This is a genomic window from Haloarcula sp. JP-L23 (assembly GCF_011602445.1).
Taxonomy (GTDB): domain Archaea; phylum Halobacteriota; class Halobacteria; order Halobacteriales; family Haloarculaceae; genus Haloarcula; species Haloarcula pellucida.
This window is the reverse complement of record NZ_CP050014.1, coordinates 777,024-796,666: the sequence shown is the minus strand read 5'-3', so window position 1 is coordinate 796,666 and position 19,643 is coordinate 777,024. Positions and strand designations below refer to the sequence as shown.

The following is a 19,643-nucleotide window of genomic DNA, read 5'->3' as shown; positions in this document are numbered from 1 at the left end:
ACCACCAGCATGCGCGCGTCTGGACATATGTCTTGGTACTCCGTTTTCACCGGTGATAACTCCCTCGCCGCACTCACCGCTCGACAGCGAGGGCCCGAACGAAGTGAGGGGTCTCGAAGCGAAACGGCGACCGGCGGGAGCCGTGGAACAGCGAAGCTTCGGAGAGACGGACGGTCTGCGTCGCCGTATCGGACCCGCACTATAGCTCGGTCAAACTCGACTCGATTGTCCCGTTGGCGGTGAGTCGCACTCGGTACCCCTCGTAGGGGTATATCCGCGTCGAGAACCGGTTGCCGTTTGCCAGTCGCACGGACGCGTCGACGGGACCGAGAGCGTTGCTGACGAACTCGGGATACTCCAGGTACCGCTGTGAGTTGCAGCATAGGTCTGATTCAGTGTGGCCTCGCCCGACCTGAGCGTCACTCGGAAACTGCCGTTGTACTCGTCGACGACAGCGAACCGCTCGGAGGGAGTTATCGTCCGCGTCTCGGTAGCGTCGGCTGTCTCGCTGCCGTCGAGAAATCCGGAACAACCGCTGCAGAGAACCAGTACGAGCACGAGTGCGTGTGCGACTTTCATATCGGTCAGCAGTTATTTTCCCGTTTCTCAGCCCGTACGTATCGCCGGTGTCGTTACCGATCGACGACAGCGCTCGGGGGGTCGTCGACGAGGTCCAGCAACGTCTCCGTCCCCGACTCGTCGAACCGCATCGGCCGACGCCACCACGGCCCCTTCCCCGAGTCGGAGGAGCGCTCGGTGACCAGCCAGTTGGCGTCCGTCCCGCCGGTCGGTTCCGACAGCGGCACCACCGTCTCGTACAGTCGCGAGTCGGCGGGGTTTCCCAGTACGAGGACGCGGGCGTCGAACTCGGCGCGTTTCACGTGGGCGTTCGAGGCGAAGACGGCCCGTTCGTCGTCGGCCATCGAGCGGTACTGCTCGCCGGTGACGGCGTCCCGGGCGAGTCGGAAGTGTCCGACGAGGAAGGCGCCCCACGACGGCGGCGCCCAGTCGGCGTCGCCGCTGGTCGACAGCGTAGCGTAGAAGAAGAGGTAGTCACCGGCCGAGAGCTCCGAGAGCGGGCCGGCCTTCACCCCGTGTTCGTCGCCGTAGGTGTAGCGCTCGCCGCCAGCCTCGGGAAACTCGGGGTCGAAGTGGACCGGCCGGTCGGCGACGCCACCGACGTCCGTCTCCAAATCGAGGTCGGCGTAGGTCGGGACCGGTTCGGCGGTCGGTTTCGACTCGGGAATCGGGATGTACTCGAACCCCCCGTCGGAGTAGCACGGGCCGCGAAAGCCGGGTTCGTTGGTGTTGGCCGCGACGTTGATGGCGACGCTCCGCATAGCCGGACGTCGCTGTGGGCGGACAAAGGGCTACCGAAGCGACTCGGTACAGGACCGGCAGTACCGGACCATCCGGTGGGCCTCGTTGACCGTCCCGCAGTGGTCACAGGGGACGACGCCCTGTACGTCGGTGCCCGGCGACCCGTGACCGCCGTGGCGGTCGACACGTCCCTCGGTGGTCTCGGGTGAGGGGTCGCTCCGCCGGAAGTACCGGTAGAGCAGGACCTGTAGCAGTCCGAACCCGACGACGTACGCGATGAGCCACACCCAAGTGTCCATGGGCGTTCTCTGTCGAACTGCTACTTCCGTGTTCGGGCCACAGTTTCAGGAGTGATACTGTCAGCGACGCCCGTCCGCCGCAGAAGGCGGGGGCTCAGCGGTCCGGCGGCGTGAGGTCGCGCTGGAACTCGTCGAACGGGTCGATGTCGTCGGGGAGGTCGTAGTCGAGTCGTCGCTCTTCGCGGCGGTCGACGTTCGCGTCTTCGAGCGGGTCGGCCACCGACTCCCACCCGTCCTTGATGGCGATGGACTTGGCGGGCGTCCCCGCGGCGATGTGGTGTGCGGGGATGTCGCTGCCGGCGATGGATTTGGCGGCGAGGATAGCGTTCTCGCCGACTCGGACCCCGGCCCGGACCATCGAGTCGTAGGTCAGGCGCACGTCGTCCTCGACGATGGTGTGGTAGTTGTCGACGTGCGTCTGGTCGACGACGTCGTGGTCGTGGCTGTAGATGTGCGTGTCGTCGGAGATGGAGACCCGGTCGCCGATAGTGAGTTTCCCGCGGTCGTCTAAGTGGACGTCGTCGTGGACGACGACGTTGTCACCGACCTCGATGTTGTGGCCGTAGGTAAACGAGATGCCCTTGAAAAATCGGCAGTTCTCTCCGCAGGACTCGAAGAGGTGGTCGGCCAGCATCCGGCGAAAGCGAAGCGCGAACTCGACGTTGTCGGCCATCGGTGTCGCGTCGAACTGTCGCCAGAGCCACTGGAGGTGTTTCGAGCGTTTGAACCGCTCTTCGTCTTTCTCGGCGTAATACTCGCTCTCCAGCGTGGTGTTACACGGGTCGTACCCCTGCAGACGGACCCGTTCTGCAGGTGAGACGTCCTCGCCGGACTGCCAGCGTTCGTAGGCGTCCCGGTCCCCGTGAAGGTCGATAAGGACGTCAGTGACCACGTCGCAGGTGTCCTCCTCGCCCGAGAGTCGTTCGTCGACTTCGTCGATGAACGCTCTGAGTCCCTCCTCGGCGAGCGGTGGTAACGACACGTGGCGCTTGGTCATACGGCGTCGAACGGCGTGGCCGGCAATAGGGGTTTCCTTACCGGTCGGTGACGGGGAGACACCGATGTCAGCAGCGGCCGACCGGACCGCCAGTGTCGCCGTGGGCCACCGTTTGACGGTCGCGCCGTCGTCCGGTCGGGAGCCAACAGTATAAACCGACGCCGACCGACGCCCCGACATGGTCAGGTCGGACTTCATCATGGAAGTACGCGGGTACCTCATTAATCCCGCGGAGCGACGGTTGCGCACGCCGTGGCGACTCATCGTCTGGGCGTTTCTCGCGGGCTTTGTCGGCATCGTCCTCGGCGCCCTCTTCGGAGTCGTTCCCGCTCCGGAGCGCACGACCGGACTCACACCGGCCCTCTACGCCATCGCCGAGCAGACGTGGGGCTTTCTCGTGCTCTCGGTCGGTGGTCTCGGCATCGGCTACCTGCTGGACCGACGGACGCTGGCCGACTACGGTCTCGACCCGGACCGCCAGTGGTGGCGCGACGCCGGGTTCGGCCTCGCGCTCGGGTTCGGCCTCCCGACGCTCGCACTGGCCGGACAGGTCGCCGTCGGATTCACCACCGTTACGGGCGTCCTGTCGACGAGCCCCACCGATAGCTTCGTGTTCGGGACCACTGGCGCGCTGGTTCGACTCGCACTGCTCGTCCCCTTCTTCGTCGTGCAAGCCTCCGCGGAGGAGATCATCGTGCGGGGCTACCTCCTGACGAACCTCGCCGAAGGGCTGGCCGGCACGCTCGGGAAGTGGCGTGCGGTCGTCGCCGCCACCGCCGTGACGGGCGCGCTGTTTGGCCTCCTCCACTTTGCCAACCCCAGCGCCTCGCTTCTCAGCACGGTGAACATCACGCTCTACGGAATCCTGCTGGGCGCGTGCTACGTCCTCACCGGCCGTCTCGCAATCGCCTGTGGCTTCCACGTCGCGTGGAACTACACCCTCTCGCTGTGGGACTTCCCAGTCAGCGGCCTCGACACCGGCGCCGCGCTTTTGAGTACCGAATCGACCGGCCCGGCCGTCGTGACCGGTGGCCGGTTCGGTATCGAAGGCGGCCTCGTTGCCCTCCCACTGCTCGTCGTCGGGACGGCGGCGCTGGCGTGGTGGGTCCACAGAGAGTACGGCGAGGTCGAGATACTGGAGGCCATCGCCACGCCGGACCTCCGGATTCGGACGCGCTCGATAGACACGTAGTGTACGCGAGCGTCGACTTCGCTGTCGGTGGTGAACCACGACGGATAAGTGCGGAGCCCCCCAACACGTCACTATGAAGTACGATACCCTCGGGAATTCGGGCGTCGAGGTCTCGGAAGTCGGCTTCGGTGCCTGGGTCGTCGGCACGGACTGGTGGGGCGACCGGACGCGCGAGGACGCCATCGAGATGGTCCAGCACGCCGTCGACCGGGGCGTCACGTTCGTGGACACGGGCGACGTCTACGGCCACGGCGACAGCGAGGAACTCGTCGGCGAGGCGCTTTCTGAGGTCCGGGACGAAGTGACCGTCTCCACGAAGGTCGGCTACGACTTCTACAACAACCCGCAGGCGGGCCACGGCGAACTGCCGAAGAAGGTCACGCCGGAGTGGATTCGCACGGCCCTCGACCGCTCGCTCGACCGTCTCGACATGGACCACGTCGAGGTGCTGATGCTCCACAACGCCAACGTCGACGAGGTGGACGAAGACGTACTGGAGACGCTCGACGAACTCCGCGAGGAGGGGAAAGTCGACGCCATCGGGTGGGCGCTCGGCCCCTCCATCGGCTGGCTCGCCGAAGGTGACGCCGCCGTCGCCGAGGAGTTCGACGTCCTTCAGACCGTGTTCAACCTCTTCGAGCAGACGCCGGGCCGGCACTTCGTGGACACCATCCGCGAACAGGACGCAGACACCTCCATCGTCGCGCGCGTCCCGCACTCCTCGGGCCTGCTGAACGAGCAGGTCACCCCCGAGACGGAACTGGGCGAGGGCGACCACCGCGCGCACCGACCGACCGAGTGGTACGAGACCGGGTGGGAGAAACTGGAGACCATCCGCTTCTTAGAGCGTGACGGCGAGCGAACGATGGGACAGGCCCCCATCCAGTGGCTCCTCGCTCACGACGAAGTCGCCTCCGTGACGCCGACGTTCCGCACCACCGACGACATCGACGAGTGGGCCGCCGCCCCCGACACGCCGTCGCTCAGCGACGCGGAGTTCGAGCGGGTACAGGACCTGTACGCCGACAACTTCGGCATCGACCGCGACGACGGGATGGACGCCCTGCGCTCCTCGGTGGGCGGCGAGGACCTGAAAGACACCGGCATGAAATCGGCCGGCGACTGACGGCGGTATCGACGACGGGACGACCGACGACCACCTTTTGCCGGCGCTGGCGACAGACAGCGATGCGCGAACGTCCCAGAATCTGCAGATGACAGCGTAACCCCCGATGACGTGTGGAATCGCGCCGTCGTCGTGTGGTTTTCTCTCACAACCCCTCGGTTTCGACAGGAGATGTATCGCCCTCTGGCGGTTCTCCGTCCCTCGATTCACTTTCACTCCGGTGCGTCTGACGCCCGACAGACGCCAGACGGGAGCGGGTTCGAGGTGAAACGAAGGGGTCGCGGGGACACGTCACATAGTTCGGACGAGCGAAACGTCGCTGTCCCGGAGCGACCACTAGGCGGTGAGAAATAGGAGGAGAGACAGCGTGGGAAAGACGGAGCCGCGTTACTCGTTCATCAGGCCGCCTTCCTCGACGCGCATGACGCCCTCGCCGTCGGGCAGGTTCGGCGCGTCGACGAGTTTGACGATGCGCTTATCGCCCTTCGACTTCCGGAGGTAGATTCGGAAGGTCGAGGTGTGGCCGAGGATGTTGCCGCCGATGGGCTGAGTCGGGTCGCCGAAGAAGGAGTCCGGGTTCGAGGCGACCTGATTCGTGACGACGACGGCGGTGTTGTTCAGGTCGCCGACGCGCATCAGGTCGTGGAGGTGTTTGTTGAGTTTCTGCTGGCGTTCTGCGAGTTCGCCGCGGCCGACGTACTCGGCGCGGAAGTGCGCGGTGAGCGAGTCGACGGCGAGCAGGCGGACCGGGAACTCTTCCTCTTGGGTCTCGCTGGCTATCTCCTGGGCCTTCTCCGCGAGCAGAATCTGGTGGTTAGAGTTGAACGCCTTCGCGACGTGGATTTTATCGAGGACGGACTCGACGAGAGCGTCGAACATCGCCTCGTCGGCGGCGTCGGCCTCGCCCTCCTCGGCGACGCCGTGGAGTTCCATCGTGTCCTCAAGTACCTCGTCGTCCTGCCCTTCGACCATCTGCTCGATACGCTCGGGGCGGAACGTGTCCTCGGAGTCGATGAAGATGGCGCTGCCCTCCAGCCCGCCGTGTTCGGCCGGGAGCTGGACGTTGACGGCTAGCTGGTGGGTCACCTGCGACTTGCCGGCCCCGAACTCGCCGTACACCTCGGTGATGGACTGGGTCTCGACGCCGCCGCCTAAGAGGTCGTCGACCTCGTCGACGCCCCACGTGAGCTTCCCGATCTGTTCGCGCCGTTCGAGGACCGTCGCACCGGTCTCGAACCCACCGATGTCGGCGGCGTCACGGGCGGCGTTGATGATGTCGGCGGCCGAGGACTCGCCGATGTCGGCCGTGTTCGACAGTTCGCCGGGAGAGGCGACGGCGATCCCCTGATAGGAGTCGAAACCGTTCTCTTTGAGTTTCTCTGCTGTGGCCGGACCGACGCCCGGCAGGTCTTCGAGGTCCTCGCTTGCGGACATGGATACGAGTTTTGCCCGGTGGCATATAAACCCCCGTTAACACCGGAGTGAAAGTGAAACTGTGGGAGGGCGGCGGGACAGGGAAGAGCGGTATCGGGACGTTTAGAAGGGAAGAGGGCAACCGGCCGGTAGTGACGCGGCTGCGACGGTGTCAGAGACGCCCGCTCCCGATGTAGACCAACGCGAGACCACCGACTACGATGAGTGCGCCGGCCTGCAGCCCGGACAGCGAGAGCGCGTCCCGTCCGAACTCGCCGGCGAGCAAGAGTGCGAGCGCGGCTGTCGACAGGAGCGGGCGTTCCGCGAGCGTCTGGCCGAAGGCGCGGGCCGACCAGTAGAGGCCGTCGAGCGACGAGCGGACGACGGCCCGCCGCGACCGGTTCCCGTCCGGGTTCTCGGTCGCCTCGAACCCCGAGAGGTCGGCGGTCGGGACGGTGACCACCTCGCCCGTGTGCCGCCGGCGGCCGTCGGCGTCCGCCACGCGCAGGAGCGTTACGCCGTCGTCGTCGGTGCCGACGACGCGGTAGACGCCGTCGGGGTAGTCGGCCCCGCTCGGTCGGTAGTGGTCGTAGACGGCGGGGGTGTCAGCCACGCGCTACTCCCACGGGTGGTCCCCGGCGCGGTCGGGCCACAGCGGGTACCAGAACTCCTTGTCCCCTTCGACGGTGAGTTCGCCGTCTAAGTTGCTCTCTAACTTGAACTCCGCCGTCGTGTTGCGCTCGTGGTCCCGGTCGGGGTCCGGCGCGAACGGGTAGTACGCCCCCCGTCGGAAGGAGTACACCCAGTAGACGGGGTCGCCGGTCCGCTCGTCTTCGAAGCCGAAGAGGGCGGCCAGCAACCGCGACCCGTAGCGTCGTTCGATGAGCGTGTCGGCGGCGAAGTGGATGGACGTCACCAAATCTTCGAAGTCGTCGTCGTGGAGGACCACCCACTGGTAGCCGTGAGCGTCCTCGGTGAACTCCGCGACGGTGCCCGTCTCGTCCTCCCCGGCTTCGAGGATGGTCTCGACCTCGTCTTTGGCGTCCTGAAAGTCCGTGCTGTCCACGTCACCGAAACAGAGGGCGGCGTCGCCGGTGGGCGTATAGCCGAGGTCGGCCTCCATCGTGATGAACGCTGTCGACATCCCGAAGAGGTCCTCGGGGTCGGCGTCGCGAGTGGCGTCGGCCTCGGCTTTCACGCCGAGGACGCTCTTGAGTCCGTCCAGCAGTCCCATACCGGAGCAAGGCGGGCCGGGGATAAGGCGGTTTTCGTGCGAGTAGCGGTGTGAGTCGAGGATGGCATCGGGAACGAGGAGTCTCTGAACGGCCAGAAAGCCCCGGTACGTGGAACGTCCGTCGAGGTGGGACTGGAAGAGGCCGAGCGTTCCGGCTGTAACTAGCGGTAACAGCGCTACAGAAGGCGCAGTATGTATTTCTAGCGACCCTCTAGTTCGCGTTCCATGTCCCGGAGGCGGTCGATGCGCTTCTCGGTCGGGGGGTGGGTGCTAAAGAGGCGACCGATCCAGCCGATGCGGATGGGGATGATGAAGAACGCGTTCATCTCCGACTGGCCGCGCAGGTCGTCTTTGGGCACCTTCTCCATCCCGCTGTCTATCTTCATCAGCGCCGTCGCCAGCGCCGAGGGCTTGCCGGTGATAGACGCCCCGCCGCGGTCGGCGGCGAACTCGCGGTACCGGGAGAGCGTCCGAATCAGGAGGAACGACAGGATCCACACCACCAGCGAGGCGAGGATGGCGACGAACATCGGGGCCTGTTGCTGGCCGCCGCGGTCGCGGCCGCCGGTAAACAGCCACCCCCAGCGGACGATGAGGAAGGCGATGGTCGAGAGGAACGACGCGATGGTCATCACCATCACGTCTCGGTTCTTGACGTGGGCGAGTTCGTGGGCGACGACGCCCTCCAGTTCCTCGTCGTCGAGCATGCGCATGAGGCCGGTCGTCACGCAGACGGCCGCGCTCTTCTTCGAGCGGCCGGTCGCGAAGGCGTTGGGGGTGCGCGAGTCCGCGACGGCCACCTTCGGCTTGGGGAGGTCGGCCTGCTGGGAGAGGCGGTCGACCATCCGGTGGAGTTCGGGGTACTCGTCGGGTTCGACCTCGCGAGCCCCCATCGAGTACAGCGCGAGCTTGTCGCTGAAGAAGAACTGGGCGCCGAGGAACAGCGCCATCACGAGGACGATGGGGAGCAATCTGTCCTTGAAGTACAGCGTGAGGAGGCCCAAGAAGACGATGTAGAGCCCGAACAGCAGGAACATCGTCAGGGCCATCCGACCACGGAGTCCCCAGTCGGTTTGCCACTGCATGTCCGGGGGTATGCGACGAACGGTCTAAAACCCCGCCATCGTGCGTTCATCTGTCATGGGGCGTCGGGGAGCGGCGTTTGCAGGCGCCCGTAGGCCTTTGTGTCGCCACCGATTACGTCGGCCATGACCGAGACAGTCGTCGTCACCGGCGGCCGCGGCCGCTCCGGACGCTGGATTTGCGACCACCTCGCGGGCGACTACCACGTCGTCTGTGTCGACTTAGACCACCCGGGCTGGGAAGTCGCCGAGCGAGAGCACGTCGAGTTCAAAGCCGTCGACGTGACCGACGGCGCGGAGGTCCGTGACCTCCTCTCGGAGTACGACCCCGCAGCCGTCGTCCACTGGGCTGCGATTCCGGCCCCCGAGCGCCACGCCGGGACCCGCGTCTTCGATACGAACGTCTCTGGGGCGTACAACGTCCTCGACGCGGCGGGCCGGGCCGGTGCCGATATCGTCTGGGCCTCCTCCGAGAGCGCCTACGGCCTCGCGTTCGCCGAGGAGACGCCGCTGCCCGCCTATCTGCCGATAGACGAGGACCACCCGATGGCCCCCGAGGACCCCTACGGCACCTCGAAGGTGGCCGGCGAAGAGATAGCGAAGATGGTCGTCCGGCGCGACGGCGTCGACGTGGCCTCGATTCGCCCCTCGTGGATTCAATACCCCGGCGAGTATTCGTGTCGGGACGTGGCCGAGGGCGACCTCGCCGGCGGGATGGGCAACTGCTGGTCCTACGTCGACGTGCGGGACGTGGCCTCGCTGGTCGCAGCAGCGCTAGACGCCGACCTCGGGGCCACGAGCCCTTCCACGCGGCCGCCGCCGACAACTACGTCGGCCGACCGACCGCCGACCTCGTCGAGGACCACTGGGGTGACATCCCCGAGCGGTGCGAACTGGACGGCGAGCAGTCGGCGCTCTCGACGGCGAAAGCGCAGGGCCTGCTAGAGTGGGAACCGACCACACGTGGCGCGAGGCGGCCGACGCCGACGTGCCGGAACCGAGTCTGCTCGGGGAATGAGCGGGCAGACTCGCGCCAGAGCGGAACGCAATACGTAACCGCTTGAGCCCAGTATCCCGAACCAATGAGCCGGTCTGGAGCCTTCTGCCCGCGCTGCGGGGACGAGATGGCGGCACACCCCGAGGACCGCCCGGACCTTCCGGGCGCACAGCGGGACTCCGAGCGCGTACTGTGTGACGCCTGCTACTTCGAGGAGTTCGACCTCGTCGACGCGCCCGAGAAGATACAGGTGCGCGTCTGTTCGCAGTGTGGTGCGGTCCACAAGGGGAACCGCTGGGTGGACGTCGGTGCCGAGGACTACACGGATATCGCCGTCGAACAGGTCAGTGAGGCGCTGGGCATCCACGTCGACGCCCAGTCCATCGCGTGGCAGGTCGCCCCCGAGCAAGTCGACAAGAACAACATCCGGATGCACGCCGAGTTCTCCGGCGTCGTCCGCGAGACGCCCGTCACCGAGGAGGTCGTCGTCCCCGTCAGCATCTCTCGACAGACCTGCGAGCGCTGTGGGAAGATAGCCGGGGGTTCCTTCGCCAGCGTCGTACAGGTGCGGGCCGACGAACGTGACCCGACCGAGGAGGAGATCGAGCGGGCGAAGACCACCGCCGAGGAGTACGTCGCCGACCGGGAGGAGACCGGCGACCGCAACGCGTTCATCACCGAGACGAAGGAGGTCCCGGAGGGGCTGAACATGAAGATATCGACGAACCAGATGGGACTGGGCATCGCCAAGCGCATCACCGCCCAACTCGGCGGGACGTACTCGGACTCGAAACGCCTCATCACCGAGGACGAGGACGGCCAGAAGCTCTACCGGATGACCTACGCCGTCCGCCTGCCCCGCTACCAGCAGGGCGAGATAATCGACCCCGAGGACGGCGACGGCCCAGTCCTCGTCCGCTCCATACAGGGGAACCTGAAGGGCGTCCGACTGGCGACCGGCGACCACTACGAGGCCAGTTTCGAGGCGGGCGAGGCCCCCGACGGCGAGCGGTTGGGCTTCCGCGAGGACGGCCAGACGACGACGCTCGTCGCCGTCGAGGACGAGAACGCCGTGCAGGTGCTGGACCCGGACACCTTCCAGAGCGTGACGATTCCGCGGCCCGACTACCTGGACACCGGCGCCGACGAACTGACCGTGTTCAAGAGTCAGGCGGGGCTTCACGTCCTGCCCGAGAACGGCGACGACGATGCGTGAGGACGACGCCGACCCCGACCAGCACCTCGCCGTCGTCGTGGCGAAACCGCGCGCCCAGACCGTCATCGATGCGCTGTCCGACGAGGGCGTCTACGACGCCGACCGGAGCGTCCGCTCGTGGGACGACGACGGCGTCGCCGTCCCCGTGACCGCTCCGCCGCAAACGGTCGACGTTCGCGAAATCGTCCAGCAGGTCGGCGAGCCACGCCTGCGGACCCTCGAAGACCACCTCCGTCATCGGGGGTGGACCGACGACGAACTCGACGCCGCCCCGTCCTCGTGGGCCGTCGTCGGGTCCGTCGTCCTCGTCGACGTGGGCGACGCCCCGCGTCCCGAAGAGGTCGGACAGGCGTTGCTCGCCCTCCACGGCGAGGCCGACACGGTGCTCGACCGGGGCGGCATCTCCGGCGACCACCGCGAACCGAACGTCACCGTCGTCGCCGGGGAGGGCGACACCGAGACGGTCCACACCGAACACGGCACCCGGTACGGACTGGACCTCGCCGAAGTCATGTTCTCGCCGGGGAACAAGGCCGAGCGAGCGCGGATGGGCGACGCAGTCGAAGCAGGCGAGCGCGTCCTCGACATGTTCGCCGGCATCGGCTACTTCACGCTCCCGATGGCCCGCGCTGGCGCGAGCGTCACGGCCGTCGAGCGCAATCCGACGGCGTTCCGGTATCTGGTCGAGAACGTGATGCAAAACGGCGTCGACCGGCACGTTCAGCCGTATCGAGCGGATTGCCGCGACGTCGTCCCGGAGTTTGTGAGAACAGAGCGCGCCGACCGCGTGATGATGGGCTACTACGAGGCCCACGAGTACCTCGACAGCGCGCTCGACGCGCTGGCACCCGGCGGCGTCCTCCACATGCACGAGGCGACGCCCGAAGCGCTCGTCTTCGAACGCCCTATCGAACGGCTGGAGGCCGCCGCGGCCGACGCCGGCCGCTCGGTCGAGATACTGGACACCCGGCGCGTGAAGGGCTACAGCGAGGGCGTCGCCCACGTCGTCGTCGACGCTCGCGTCCAATAACCGACCACAAACTATTCACTACCCGTCCGACAGCTTCGGGTATGCGACGCCGCCAGTTCCTCGCTGCCGTCGCCGTCGGCGCGACCCTCCCCCTCGCTGGCTGTTCGGACCCTCGTGGGTCCATCCGCCTGACCGACGTGAGCGACGACGCCGCACTCGCCGACCGGTGGGCGATTCCCACCGGCGACCTCGCCGACTCGTACCGTGACCTCTCCGTCGGCGCCATCGAAGACGACGCCGAGCGAGCGACGGTAACCGACACCCGCCCGCCGTTCGACCCGACGTGGCCCATCGCGTACGAGGGGTCGTACTACGCCGTCGACTACGAGGCGACGAACGAGCGGACCCGGATGCAGTACGGCGTCGAGTCGACGTTCGACCCGGACCCGACACCAGAGCGGACGGTCGCATACGCCGACCTCCCCGCCGTCGACCGGGAGAAACTCGACCGCATCTTCGACTCCGACACGGCGCGGGACCCGGGCGAGACGCTCGGCGCCGGCGTGCGCTACACGGATGCCGAGGCTGCCGAGTCGGTCGTCGTCCCAGAACCCGAGTACGACGGCGTCACCCGGGACGGGGCGACGTTCGGGGTCGCCGTCCGGGGCAGCCGAGAGGTGACTGTCGCCGACTACCACTACCGGGCTGAATTGCTCGCCGAGGACGCGCCCGGATTGGCCGCCATCGCTCGCGAGCGGTTCCGGTTCTCGTTCGGTGCCCTGCCCGCCGACCAGCGGGCCATCCTCGACGAGGCGAAAGGCGGCGAGGCCGAGTCCGAGGACCCGCCGTCAGAAGCGTTCACGGCGCTCGTCGAACGGTTCCGCGACCACGACGACGTCGCCGTCGAGGTGACCGAGTACGACGGGACGTGGCTCCTGCGCTACGACGGCGCGGACTGGTGGGCCGACGTCCGCTACCCGGAGGAGATGAGGGGTTAGAAGAGCGGTTCGAGGTCCCCGTCGGTGACCGACAGCAGGTCCGCGAGCTTCGTCTCCGAGCTATCGCTCAACTCGCGCATCGACTGCTGGGTCTCGATGGCGATGCCCTGCAGTTCCTTGACGCGCGGGACGTCGCTGACACCCGAGAGGACCACCGCGGCGGCCACCTCGTCGGCGTCCGGGACCGGGAAGTCCCCGCCCCGGACCTCCATCGTCCCCGTCGCTTCCTCCAGCCAGTTGCGGGCCTTCTCGACGCCCTGCCGGCTCAGTAGCTCCGGCGGCCCGGCGACGACGACGAGTGCGCGCTCGGCGCTCGTTATCTCGCAGGGCAGCGAGAGCCGACCCAGCGTGGCCTGCCGGACCGTCGAGAGGATGCGTGGCGTCGCGTCGGAGGCGTCGGCGGCCTTCTTGCCGCCGAAGAACCCGCGCTTGCGCTCGACGGGCGAGGCCGCGTAACCGAACGAAGAGACCCCGCCACAGGCGAGTGTGTTGATTATCTCGCTGGCGTCGACCACCTGCTCGGGGACCACGCGGCCGTCGGTCTCGCCGGCGGCGAGGAGGACGCCGAAGCGGCGAGCGAGTTGCTCGTTGGCCCGCGCGAACCCGCTGGCGAGGCTGTCCCCGGCGCCGCTCATCGTCTCGTTGTCGTAGACGACGAGGTTGTCCACCTCGCGGACGAAGGTCATGAACGACCGGGCGGCGTTGAGCATGTAGATGCCGCCCTCGTCTTTCGCGGGGAGCAGTCCCAGCCCGTAGACCGGTTCCTCGTACCGCCGGCCGAGTTCCTTCGCGAGGTACGGCGCGACGCCGGACCCGGTGCCGCCGCCGAGGCCGGCGACGAGCATGAACGCGTCCACCTCGTGGGTCGGGATGTCGGCGACGGCGTCCAGCACCTCCTCGCTGTCGGCTTGGGCGATTTCGGCGCCCAGTTCGTTGTCGGCGCCGACGCCGTGGCCCTTCACGCGGTCGGTACCGATGAGCAGGCGGTTGCCGACTGGGACCCGCTGGAGGCCCAGCAGGTCCGCTTTGGCGGTGTTGACCGCCAGCGCGTCGACGACGACGTCGCTGTCCGTCCGGTCGGCGTACTCCAGAAAGGCGTCCGTGACCTTGCCACCAGCCTGACCGACCCCGATGAGTGCGAGACGCATGCCTGATTGTACGGTAGGGTCGCCTTAACAGTATGCACGCCTCCGTGGCCCGTCGTAACGCCTAATTAGTCGTCAGCCGAACGGCGTGTATGGACAGACAACAGGTGATGGCGGTCTTTCTGGCCTTCCTGATGGTCGGGTCGGCCGTCGTCTACGGACTCGCGTTCGCGTTCTTCTAGTCCCACACGTCCGAGAGGGGGTGACTGCCGCCGCCCGACCGCGAGCGAGAGCGGTCGTGCCGGCGTTTCGCGCTCGCACTGACGCTCGAAAGCGCCCGGTCCGGCGCGAAGTCGGGCAACTCCGGTTCGGACATCCGCACGACCTGTTCGTCGAACCAGTCGGGCATGTCGTGACGGGCGCGTTCGAACAGGTCCAGTAGCGACGTGTCGGCGAGGTACGTCGCGCCGTAGTCGTCGGGTGCCCGCACGACGCGTCCGCAGGCCTGAATCACCGTTCTGAGTGCCGTCCGGTAGTACCAGCCCCACTGCCCGTCCTCCAGTCGCCGGGCGACCCGCGAATCCCGCGTGTTCGGGTAGGGGGCCTTACAGAGGACCTGCCAGCGACAGAGGTCCCCCTCTAAGTCCAGTGCCTCCTCCATCTTCACCGAGAGGAACACGTCGGGGTTGTCGCTCCGTTTCCACGCCGACAGCGCGCCGTCCCGGTCTGCCTTGTCGTGGCTCCGAACTCGGGGGCCGACGCCGAACTCGGTCAGCAGGTCGTCCAACTGCTCCTGTATCGCGTAGGAGTGACAGTGAATCAGGCCCTTCTCGTCGGGGTGCTGGGCCATGATGCGGACGATTTTCCGGGCCACCTTCGGCAGGGTGTCGTCGCGGTGGTCGTAGGTCATCTTCCCCTGCGTGACGTCGTACAGCGGGCGGTTCTCGACGGGGAAGGTGTGGCCCACCTCGACGAGGGCGACGTCGTCGGGGTCCAACCCGACGTTGGCACAGAAGGCGTCCTTGTTCAGAATCGTCGCCGAGAGGAGGGCGAACTTGTTGCCCCGGTCCCAGACGGTGTGTTTCAGGTACCGCTCGGGGTTCATCGGCTTGATGGTGACTGGCGCGCCCTCGCCGTCCGGTTGGTCGACCACCCACGTCGTCGCGCTCTCGGGGTCGCGGTAGTCCTCCTGAAACCACGAGAGGTCGCTCCGGAGTTTGTTCAGCGAGTCGCGCTCGGCCACCTCGTCGGGCGTGAGTTCGGCGTTGCCCCGCAGTTCCTTCACGCGGCGCTCGGTGAGGTGTTCGAGTCGCTCGGCGAAGGCGACGGCCTCGTCCAGTCCGTCGAGGTTCGGCACGTCGAGGTCCGACCACATCGGGATGGTCTCGGGCGAGAGGTCGATGGTGGCGTACATCTCCGCCCACTCGCCCAGTCCGTGGGCCTCGTCGACGACGACCACGTCGCGTTTACCGAACACGTCGCTCCCGGCCGTCTGCATGAAGTACGCGAGCGTCATCGCGGCGATGCGGCGGTTCGAGGCGATGGCGCGGTCAGAGAAGTACGGACAGCGGTGTTTGACCTGACAGTCGAACTCGCGTTCGCGCACGCAGGGGGCCTGATTGACCGGCGTGTCCGTCTCCCCGGGGAGGATGCAGTCGTAGTTGTTCTTCCCGCGGATGACACAGAGGTCCTCTAACAGGTCGTCCTCGGCCACGTCGTCGAGTTGCGACACCTGTGGCGTCGTGTAGTAGGCGTCGACGACCTGTTCGGCGGCGGCCTCCCCCGCGGTACGGGCACATCCCGCGATAGCCCGGGCGAGCAGGGACTTCCCGCTCCCCGTCGGCGCTCGCACGAGGACGACGTCTTTCCCGCTCTCGAAGGCCGCGCGGATGTCCGAGAGGGCGCCTTTCTGGTTACCGCGGTAGCTCGGAGCGGGGAACTCGTCGTGGATCCGCGCCGGGTACACGCGAGAACGCAACGCACCGGTGGGGGTAAACCTTTCCTGTCAGGTGCCGGCGGCGACGGGCGGCGGGTCCCGCCCCATCGACGGAGTGGTGCGTGTTCACACCCACACGGTCGTGGTAGTGGTACCCTCGGAAGTCTTATACATATACCCCCTGTATGTTTGTTTGCAATGGCAAACGGTAAGGTTGATTTCTTCAACGACACAGGCGGTTACGGTTTCATCTCGACTGAGGACGCGGACGAAGACGTTTTCTTCCACATGGAAGACGTTGGCGGCCCGGACCTCGAAGAAGGCGAGGAGATCGAATTCGACATCGAACAGGCCGACAAGGGCCCCCGCGCGACGAACGTCGTCCGCAACTAACGCAGATTTCCGGTCGCGTTAGCGACCATATCTGACGCGTTTTATCGAACACTACATCCAGAGCGGCAGCGTCGCGCCGCCGACGACAACGACCGACAGCGAGCGACGGCGACTTACGACTTCTCGGAGAGCGCAGCCACGTCCTCGGCAGTCACCTCGGCGTCGTCCGGAAGCCTGTCGATACAGTCGTAACAGAGGAAGTGTTCGGTGCCGTCGCCGAGTTCGAGGACGATGCCTTCGGTCGGTCTGCTCTCCTGTGTCCAGATGTTGGCGATACCGCCACCTATCGAGACGCGCTCGCCACAGCCGTCACAGGGCTGTGATGCCATAGGTTCTCTACCGAGGACGGCGGTAAGGACCTTTTCTTTTTGCTGCGCGGTATCGAACACCACGGTATGGAGGTCGACTGCGAAGGCTGCGCCGGGTGTTGCATCGACTGGCGCCCGCTCACCGGCCGCGACATCGACCACGAGCGCCGCGGGCCGTTCGAACCGCTGGACGACACCTACAACCTCGTGCCGCTCTCCCGCGAAGAGGTGCGCGGATTCGTCGACGCGGGGTACGGCGACGCCCTGCGTCCGCGCCTGTGGCGGGCCGAGGACGACGACCGGAGCGTCACGCTCGACGGCGTCGACGTGGCCGCCATCGACGACCGGCCCGTCTTCTTCGTGGGCCTGCGCAAGCCACCGAAACCCGTCGCGCCGTTCGACCGGCCGTCGACGTGGCTCCGGGCCTGCGTGTTTCTGGACCCGACGACGCTGCAGTGTCGCATCCACGACAGCGACCTGTACCCCCACGCCTGCAGTACCTACCCCGGCGAGAACCTGCTCTTAGAGACCGAGACGGAGTGTGAGCGCGTCGAGTCCGTCCACGGCGGTCGCCGCTTGCTCGACGACGACCCGCCGGACGTGACGCCGCTGTTCGGGCCGGGTGCCGTCGGTGAGCGCGTGTTCGCCCACCCCGAGCCAGAGCGCGTCGCGGGTACGGTCAGGCGATTCCGCGACGACGACCTCACCGCCGAAGACCGGGCCGAGTTCGTCGCCGTCGCCGCCGCGTCCAGTCCGGGGACGCTCGTCGTCAACGACGAGCGGTACGAACAGGCGCTTGAGGCGGTCTCGAACGCCAGTTCGTGGGCCGGCCGAGCCATCGAGCGGTGGACCGAAAGGGCCGGTGGGTTCGGTGCGAGTGCGCCCGACCCCGACATCGCCCACCGAGTCGAAGACGACGACGGCGCACCGCCGACGCCCGGGTGGTGAGCGGGCGGCCGGGTGAGAGCCCGCCGGGTGAACTGGCCACACGACAGGGGAGCCTTTTAACCTCGTGCCGCGCTGTGAGTGGAGCATGCACGTGCTGGTGACCGGCGCGACGGGGTTCGTGGGGAGCCACCTCGTCCCCGCACTCCGCGCCGCCGGCCACGACGTCCGCGCGCTCGTCAGGGACCCGTCGGCGTACGACCCACCGGACGGCGTCGACGTGGCGACGGGCGACCTGTTGGAGACGGACAGCTTCGAGGACGCACTGGACGGCGTCGACGTCGCTTACTATCTCGTCCACTCGATGCGGGCCGGGGCCGACTACGCCGAGCGTGACCGTCGGGCCGCGAGGAACTTCCGGGCTGCCGCCGACGCCGCCGGGGTGGACCGCGTCGTCTATCTGGGCGGCCTCGGCGAGGATGACGAGATGCGCTCGAAACACCTCCGCTCGCGTCGCGAGGTGGAGTACCTCCTCGCCGACGGCGCGTACGACCTGACGGCGCTCCGGGCCGCCATCGTCATCGGTACCGGGAGCGCCAGTTTCCGCCTCATCCGGGAACTGAACGCGCGACTCCCGGTGATGCTGACCCCGCGCTGGGTCCGCACGGACTGTCATCCCATCGCCATCGAGGACGTCGTCGAGTACCTCGTCGGCGTCCTCGAAACGCCGTCGACGGCCGGCGAGACGTACGAGGTCGGTGGCCCAGAGGTGATGACCTACGCGGAGATACTCCGCCGGACCGGACAGGTGATGCACGACGAAGAGCCACGCATCGTCCCGATTCCGATACTGAGTCCGCGGCTGTCGGCACTCTCCATCGGACTCGTGACCGACGTACCCTCGACGGTCGCCAGACCGCTCATCCGCGGCCTGAAGACCCCCGTGGTGGCGAGCGACGACAGCATCCAGCAGTCAGTTCCGGTGACGCTGACGCCGTTCGACGAGGCCGTCGACCGGGCACTTCAGGGTACCCGAGAGAGTGCCCGCATCCCCGCCGTCGCCGACGGTGGTGCGTCGAGCGAAGCGAGGCGAACCTCCTCAGAGCCCCGGCCTGACGGCTGCGAGCACGCGAAGCGCGTACGAGCGCCCGAAGACCAGCGGCCTGACGGCGGTGAGTCCGATGAGCAGTGAGAGTCCGCACCCCGAATACGGCGAGACGTGGGTGTACGAGAGCATCGTCGGCGCGCTGCCGGGGATTCGCCTGCCGACGTGGGCGGCACTGGCCATCCAACTGGTCGTCTTCGAGGTGGCCGTCGTCGGGCTATCGTGGTACTACGACGTCTGGAACGCCGCCATCGCGGCGACGGCCGTCGTCTTCGTCGCCACCATCGGGAGCATCGAGATGCTGCGCATCAGCACGCTCATCCGCCGCATCGACGTCCCGCCGACCTACCGAGCGCTGCTGTTCTCCTCGAACATGGAGGTGGTGCTGTCGGTGCTCGCGTACATCGCGATGCTGACCCACCTGTTCGTCTTCGACCCACAGACCAGAGAGATGCCGCTCGTCACGACGCTGTTCGGCGAGGAGCCGCCGGTACTGGTGGTGTACCTGACGCTGCTCATCCTCTGGGACGTGAGCTACCGCATCGGCACGGGATGGTGGGCCAGCGTCACCGGCCTCTGGCGGTCGCTGCGCTTCCAGTTCGACCCGGAGACGGCACGGGTCTTCCAGCGGGCCGACTTGGAGACGTGGGGGTTCGGCGTGCTCCAGTTGGTACTGGTGCCGTTCGTGCTGAACCAGCCAGTCCTGCTCGCGGCGCTGATAGCTCACGTCGTGGCGGTGACAGTGGTCACGGCCGTGTCGGTGACGTTGCTACAGGTCCGGTCGAGAAAGGCCGGCGTTACTCGGAGTTGATCTGCTTGAACTGGTCCAGCAGCTCCTCGGTGGACTCCCCACTGTCGTAGTCGACAGTCCCGTGATACGCTGTGCGGTCGTCGTCCTCCGACAGGTCGACTTCGTTGTTCTTGCGTTCACGGCGTTCGTGTTCGTCGTCGTCATACGCTCCCATAGACATGCGTTACCACACTCAAACTTGCGTGTTAGTACCTATCAATGTAACGGTCGGAGTGATTTTCGACGCTTGGGCGCTCTGTCTGCCGTTCTCGGCCATTTCGCCCCGTGCGATGCCCG

At 66.9% G+C, this 19,643-nt stretch carries 20 protein-coding genes and 1 pseudogene; 10 read left to right on the top strand and 11 right to left on the bottom strand.

What is annotated here, in order from left to right:
* Positions 1–632: 632 nt before the first annotated feature.
* The 3 genes from G9465_RS03905 to G9465_RS03895 all read right to left on the bottom strand — a co-directional run bounded on the left by G9465_RS03905 (position 633) and on the right by G9465_RS03895 (position 2,616).
* A complete protein-coding gene (locus G9465_RS03905; protein ID WP_166967700.1) occupies positions 633–1,340 on the bottom strand; it encodes a hypothetical protein in 708 nt (235 codons plus the stop codon).
* 30 nt (positions 1,341–1,370) lie between these two features.
* Positions 1,371–1,619: a hypothetical protein gene (locus tag G9465_RS03900; protein WP_166967698.1), complete on the bottom strand. Its 249-nt coding sequence runs from the start codon at positions 1,617–1,619 to the stop codon at positions 1,371–1,373.
* A gap of 94 nt (positions 1,620–1,713) precedes the next feature.
* Positions 1,714–2,616: an acyltransferase gene (locus tag G9465_RS03895; RefSeq protein WP_166967697.1), complete on the bottom strand. Its 903-nt coding sequence runs from the start codon at positions 2,614–2,616 to the stop codon at positions 1,714–1,716.
* 178 nt (positions 2,617–2,794) lie between these two features.
* Between G9465_RS03895 and G9465_RS03890 the strand changes: the two genes are divergently transcribed.
* Both G9465_RS03890 and G9465_RS03885 read left to right on the top strand, forming a co-directional pair.
* On the top strand, positions 2,795–3,808 hold the full coding sequence (locus tag G9465_RS03890; protein WP_166967696.1) for a CPBP family intramembrane glutamic endopeptidase: 1,014 nt from the start codon (positions 2,795–2,797) through the stop codon (positions 3,806–3,808).
* Between the two features lie 73 nt (positions 3,809–3,881).
* Positions 3,882–4,934: an aldo/keto reductase gene (locus G9465_RS03885; protein WP_166967695.1), complete on the top strand. Its 1,053-nt coding sequence runs from the start codon at positions 3,882–3,884 to the stop codon at positions 4,932–4,934.
* Between the two features lie 387 nt (positions 4,935–5,321).
* Here G9465_RS03885 and radA read toward each other — a convergent pair whose 3' ends face one another.
* The 4 genes from radA to htpX form a co-directional block, all read right to left on the bottom strand.
* Positions 5,322–6,368: a DNA repair and recombination protein RadA gene (gene radA, locus G9465_RS03880; protein WP_166967694.1), complete on the bottom strand. Its 1,047-nt coding sequence runs from the start codon at positions 6,366–6,368 to the stop codon at positions 5,322–5,324.
* Between the two features lie 151 nt (positions 6,369–6,519).
* Positions 6,520–6,960 (bottom strand): hypothetical protein, encoded by a 441-nt coding sequence (locus G9465_RS03875; RefSeq protein ID WP_166967693.1) that lies wholly within the window; start codon positions 6,958–6,960, stop codon positions 6,520–6,522.
* Between the two features lie 3 nt (positions 6,961–6,963).
* Complete coding sequence (locus G9465_RS03870) at positions 6,964–7,581, bottom strand: hypothetical protein (protein ID WP_166967692.1); 618 nt, start codon at positions 7,579–7,581, stop codon at positions 6,964–6,966.
* A gap of 200 nt (positions 7,582–7,781) precedes the next feature.
* Entirely contained in the window at positions 7,782–8,666 is an 885-nt protein-coding gene (gene htpX / locus G9465_RS03865; protein WP_166967691.1) for a zinc metalloprotease HtpX, read from the bottom strand.
* 123 nt (positions 8,667–8,789) lie between these two features.
* Here htpX and G9465_RS03860 point away from each other — a divergent pair.
* From G9465_RS03860 to G9465_RS03845, 4 genes and pseudogenes are all read left to right on the top strand, one after another.
* Positions 8,790–9,681, top strand: a pseudogene (locus G9465_RS03860) (NAD-dependent epimerase/dehydratase family protein).
* A gap of 64 nt (positions 9,682–9,745) precedes the next feature.
* Positions 9,746–10,876: a 60S ribosomal export protein NMD3 gene (locus G9465_RS03855; RefSeq protein ID WP_166967690.1), complete on the top strand. Its 1,131-nt coding sequence runs from the start codon at positions 9,746–9,748 to the stop codon at positions 10,874–10,876.
* Positions 10,869–11,906, top strand: coding sequence for a class I SAM-dependent methyltransferase family protein (locus G9465_RS03850; RefSeq protein ID WP_166967688.1), 1,038 nt, complete (start codon positions 10,869–10,871; stop codon positions 11,904–11,906). The genes G9465_RS03855 and G9465_RS03850 overlap by 8 nt, the downstream gene beginning before the upstream one ends.
* A 41-nt stretch (positions 11,907–11,947) precedes the next feature.
* A complete protein-coding gene (locus tag G9465_RS03845; RefSeq protein WP_166967686.1) occupies positions 11,948–12,844 on the top strand; it encodes a hypothetical protein in 897 nt (298 codons plus the stop codon).
* Here the strand turns inward: G9465_RS03845 and G9465_RS03840 are convergent.
* Complete coding sequence (locus G9465_RS03840) at positions 12,841–13,992, bottom strand: tubulin/FtsZ family protein (protein ID WP_166967684.1); 1,152 nt, start codon at positions 13,990–13,992, stop codon at positions 12,841–12,843. The two genes, G9465_RS03845 and G9465_RS03840, sit on opposite strands and share 4 nt — an antisense overlap.
* Before the next feature lie 175 nt (positions 13,993–14,167).
* Positions 14,168–15,895, bottom strand: a complete 1,728-nt coding sequence (locus G9465_RS03835) for an ATP-dependent DNA helicase (protein WP_166967682.1) — start codon at positions 15,893–15,895, stop codon at positions 14,168–14,170.
* 168 nt (positions 15,896–16,063) lie between these two features.
* Between G9465_RS03835 and G9465_RS03830 the strand changes: the two genes are divergently transcribed.
* Positions 16,064–16,258 carry a cold-shock protein gene (locus G9465_RS03830; RefSeq protein ID WP_166967680.1) on the top strand — a complete coding sequence of 65 codons (195 nt, stop codon included), beginning with the start codon at positions 16,064–16,066 and terminating at the stop codon, positions 16,256–16,258.
* 113 nt (positions 16,259–16,371) lie between these two features.
* Here G9465_RS03830 and G9465_RS03825 read toward each other — a convergent pair whose 3' ends face one another.
* Positions 16,372–16,587 (bottom strand): hypothetical protein, encoded by a 216-nt coding sequence (locus tag G9465_RS03825; RefSeq protein ID WP_166967678.1) that lies wholly within the window; start codon positions 16,585–16,587, stop codon positions 16,372–16,374.
* Positions 16,588–16,653: 66 nt separating this feature from the next.
* On the opposite strand from G9465_RS03825, the gene G9465_RS03820 reads away from it, so the two are divergent.
* The 3 genes from G9465_RS03820 to G9465_RS03810 all read left to right on the top strand — a co-directional run bounded on the left by G9465_RS03820 (position 16,654) and on the right by G9465_RS03810 (position 19,367).
* Positions 16,654–17,514 (top strand): YkgJ family cysteine cluster protein, encoded by an 861-nt coding sequence (locus tag G9465_RS03820; protein WP_166967676.1) that lies wholly within the window; start codon positions 16,654–16,656, stop codon positions 17,512–17,514.
* 85 nt (positions 17,515–17,599) lie between these two features.
* Positions 17,600–18,643: an NAD(P)H-binding protein gene (locus G9465_RS03815; protein ID WP_166967674.1), complete on the top strand. Its 1,044-nt coding sequence runs from the start codon at positions 17,600–17,602 to the stop codon at positions 18,641–18,643.
* Positions 18,633–19,367, top strand: a complete 735-nt coding sequence (locus G9465_RS03810; RefSeq protein ID WP_166967672.1) for a hypothetical protein — start codon at positions 18,633–18,635, stop codon at positions 19,365–19,367. The genes G9465_RS03815 and G9465_RS03810 overlap by 11 nt, the downstream gene beginning before the upstream one ends.
* Here G9465_RS03810 and G9465_RS03805 read toward each other — a convergent pair.
* Positions 19,354–19,527 (bottom strand): DUF5786 family protein, encoded by a 174-nt coding sequence (locus G9465_RS03805; RefSeq protein WP_220617700.1) that lies wholly within the window; start codon positions 19,525–19,527, stop codon positions 19,354–19,356. The two genes, G9465_RS03810 and G9465_RS03805, sit on opposite strands and share 14 nt — an antisense overlap.
* Positions 19,528–19,643 lie beyond the last annotated feature (116 nt).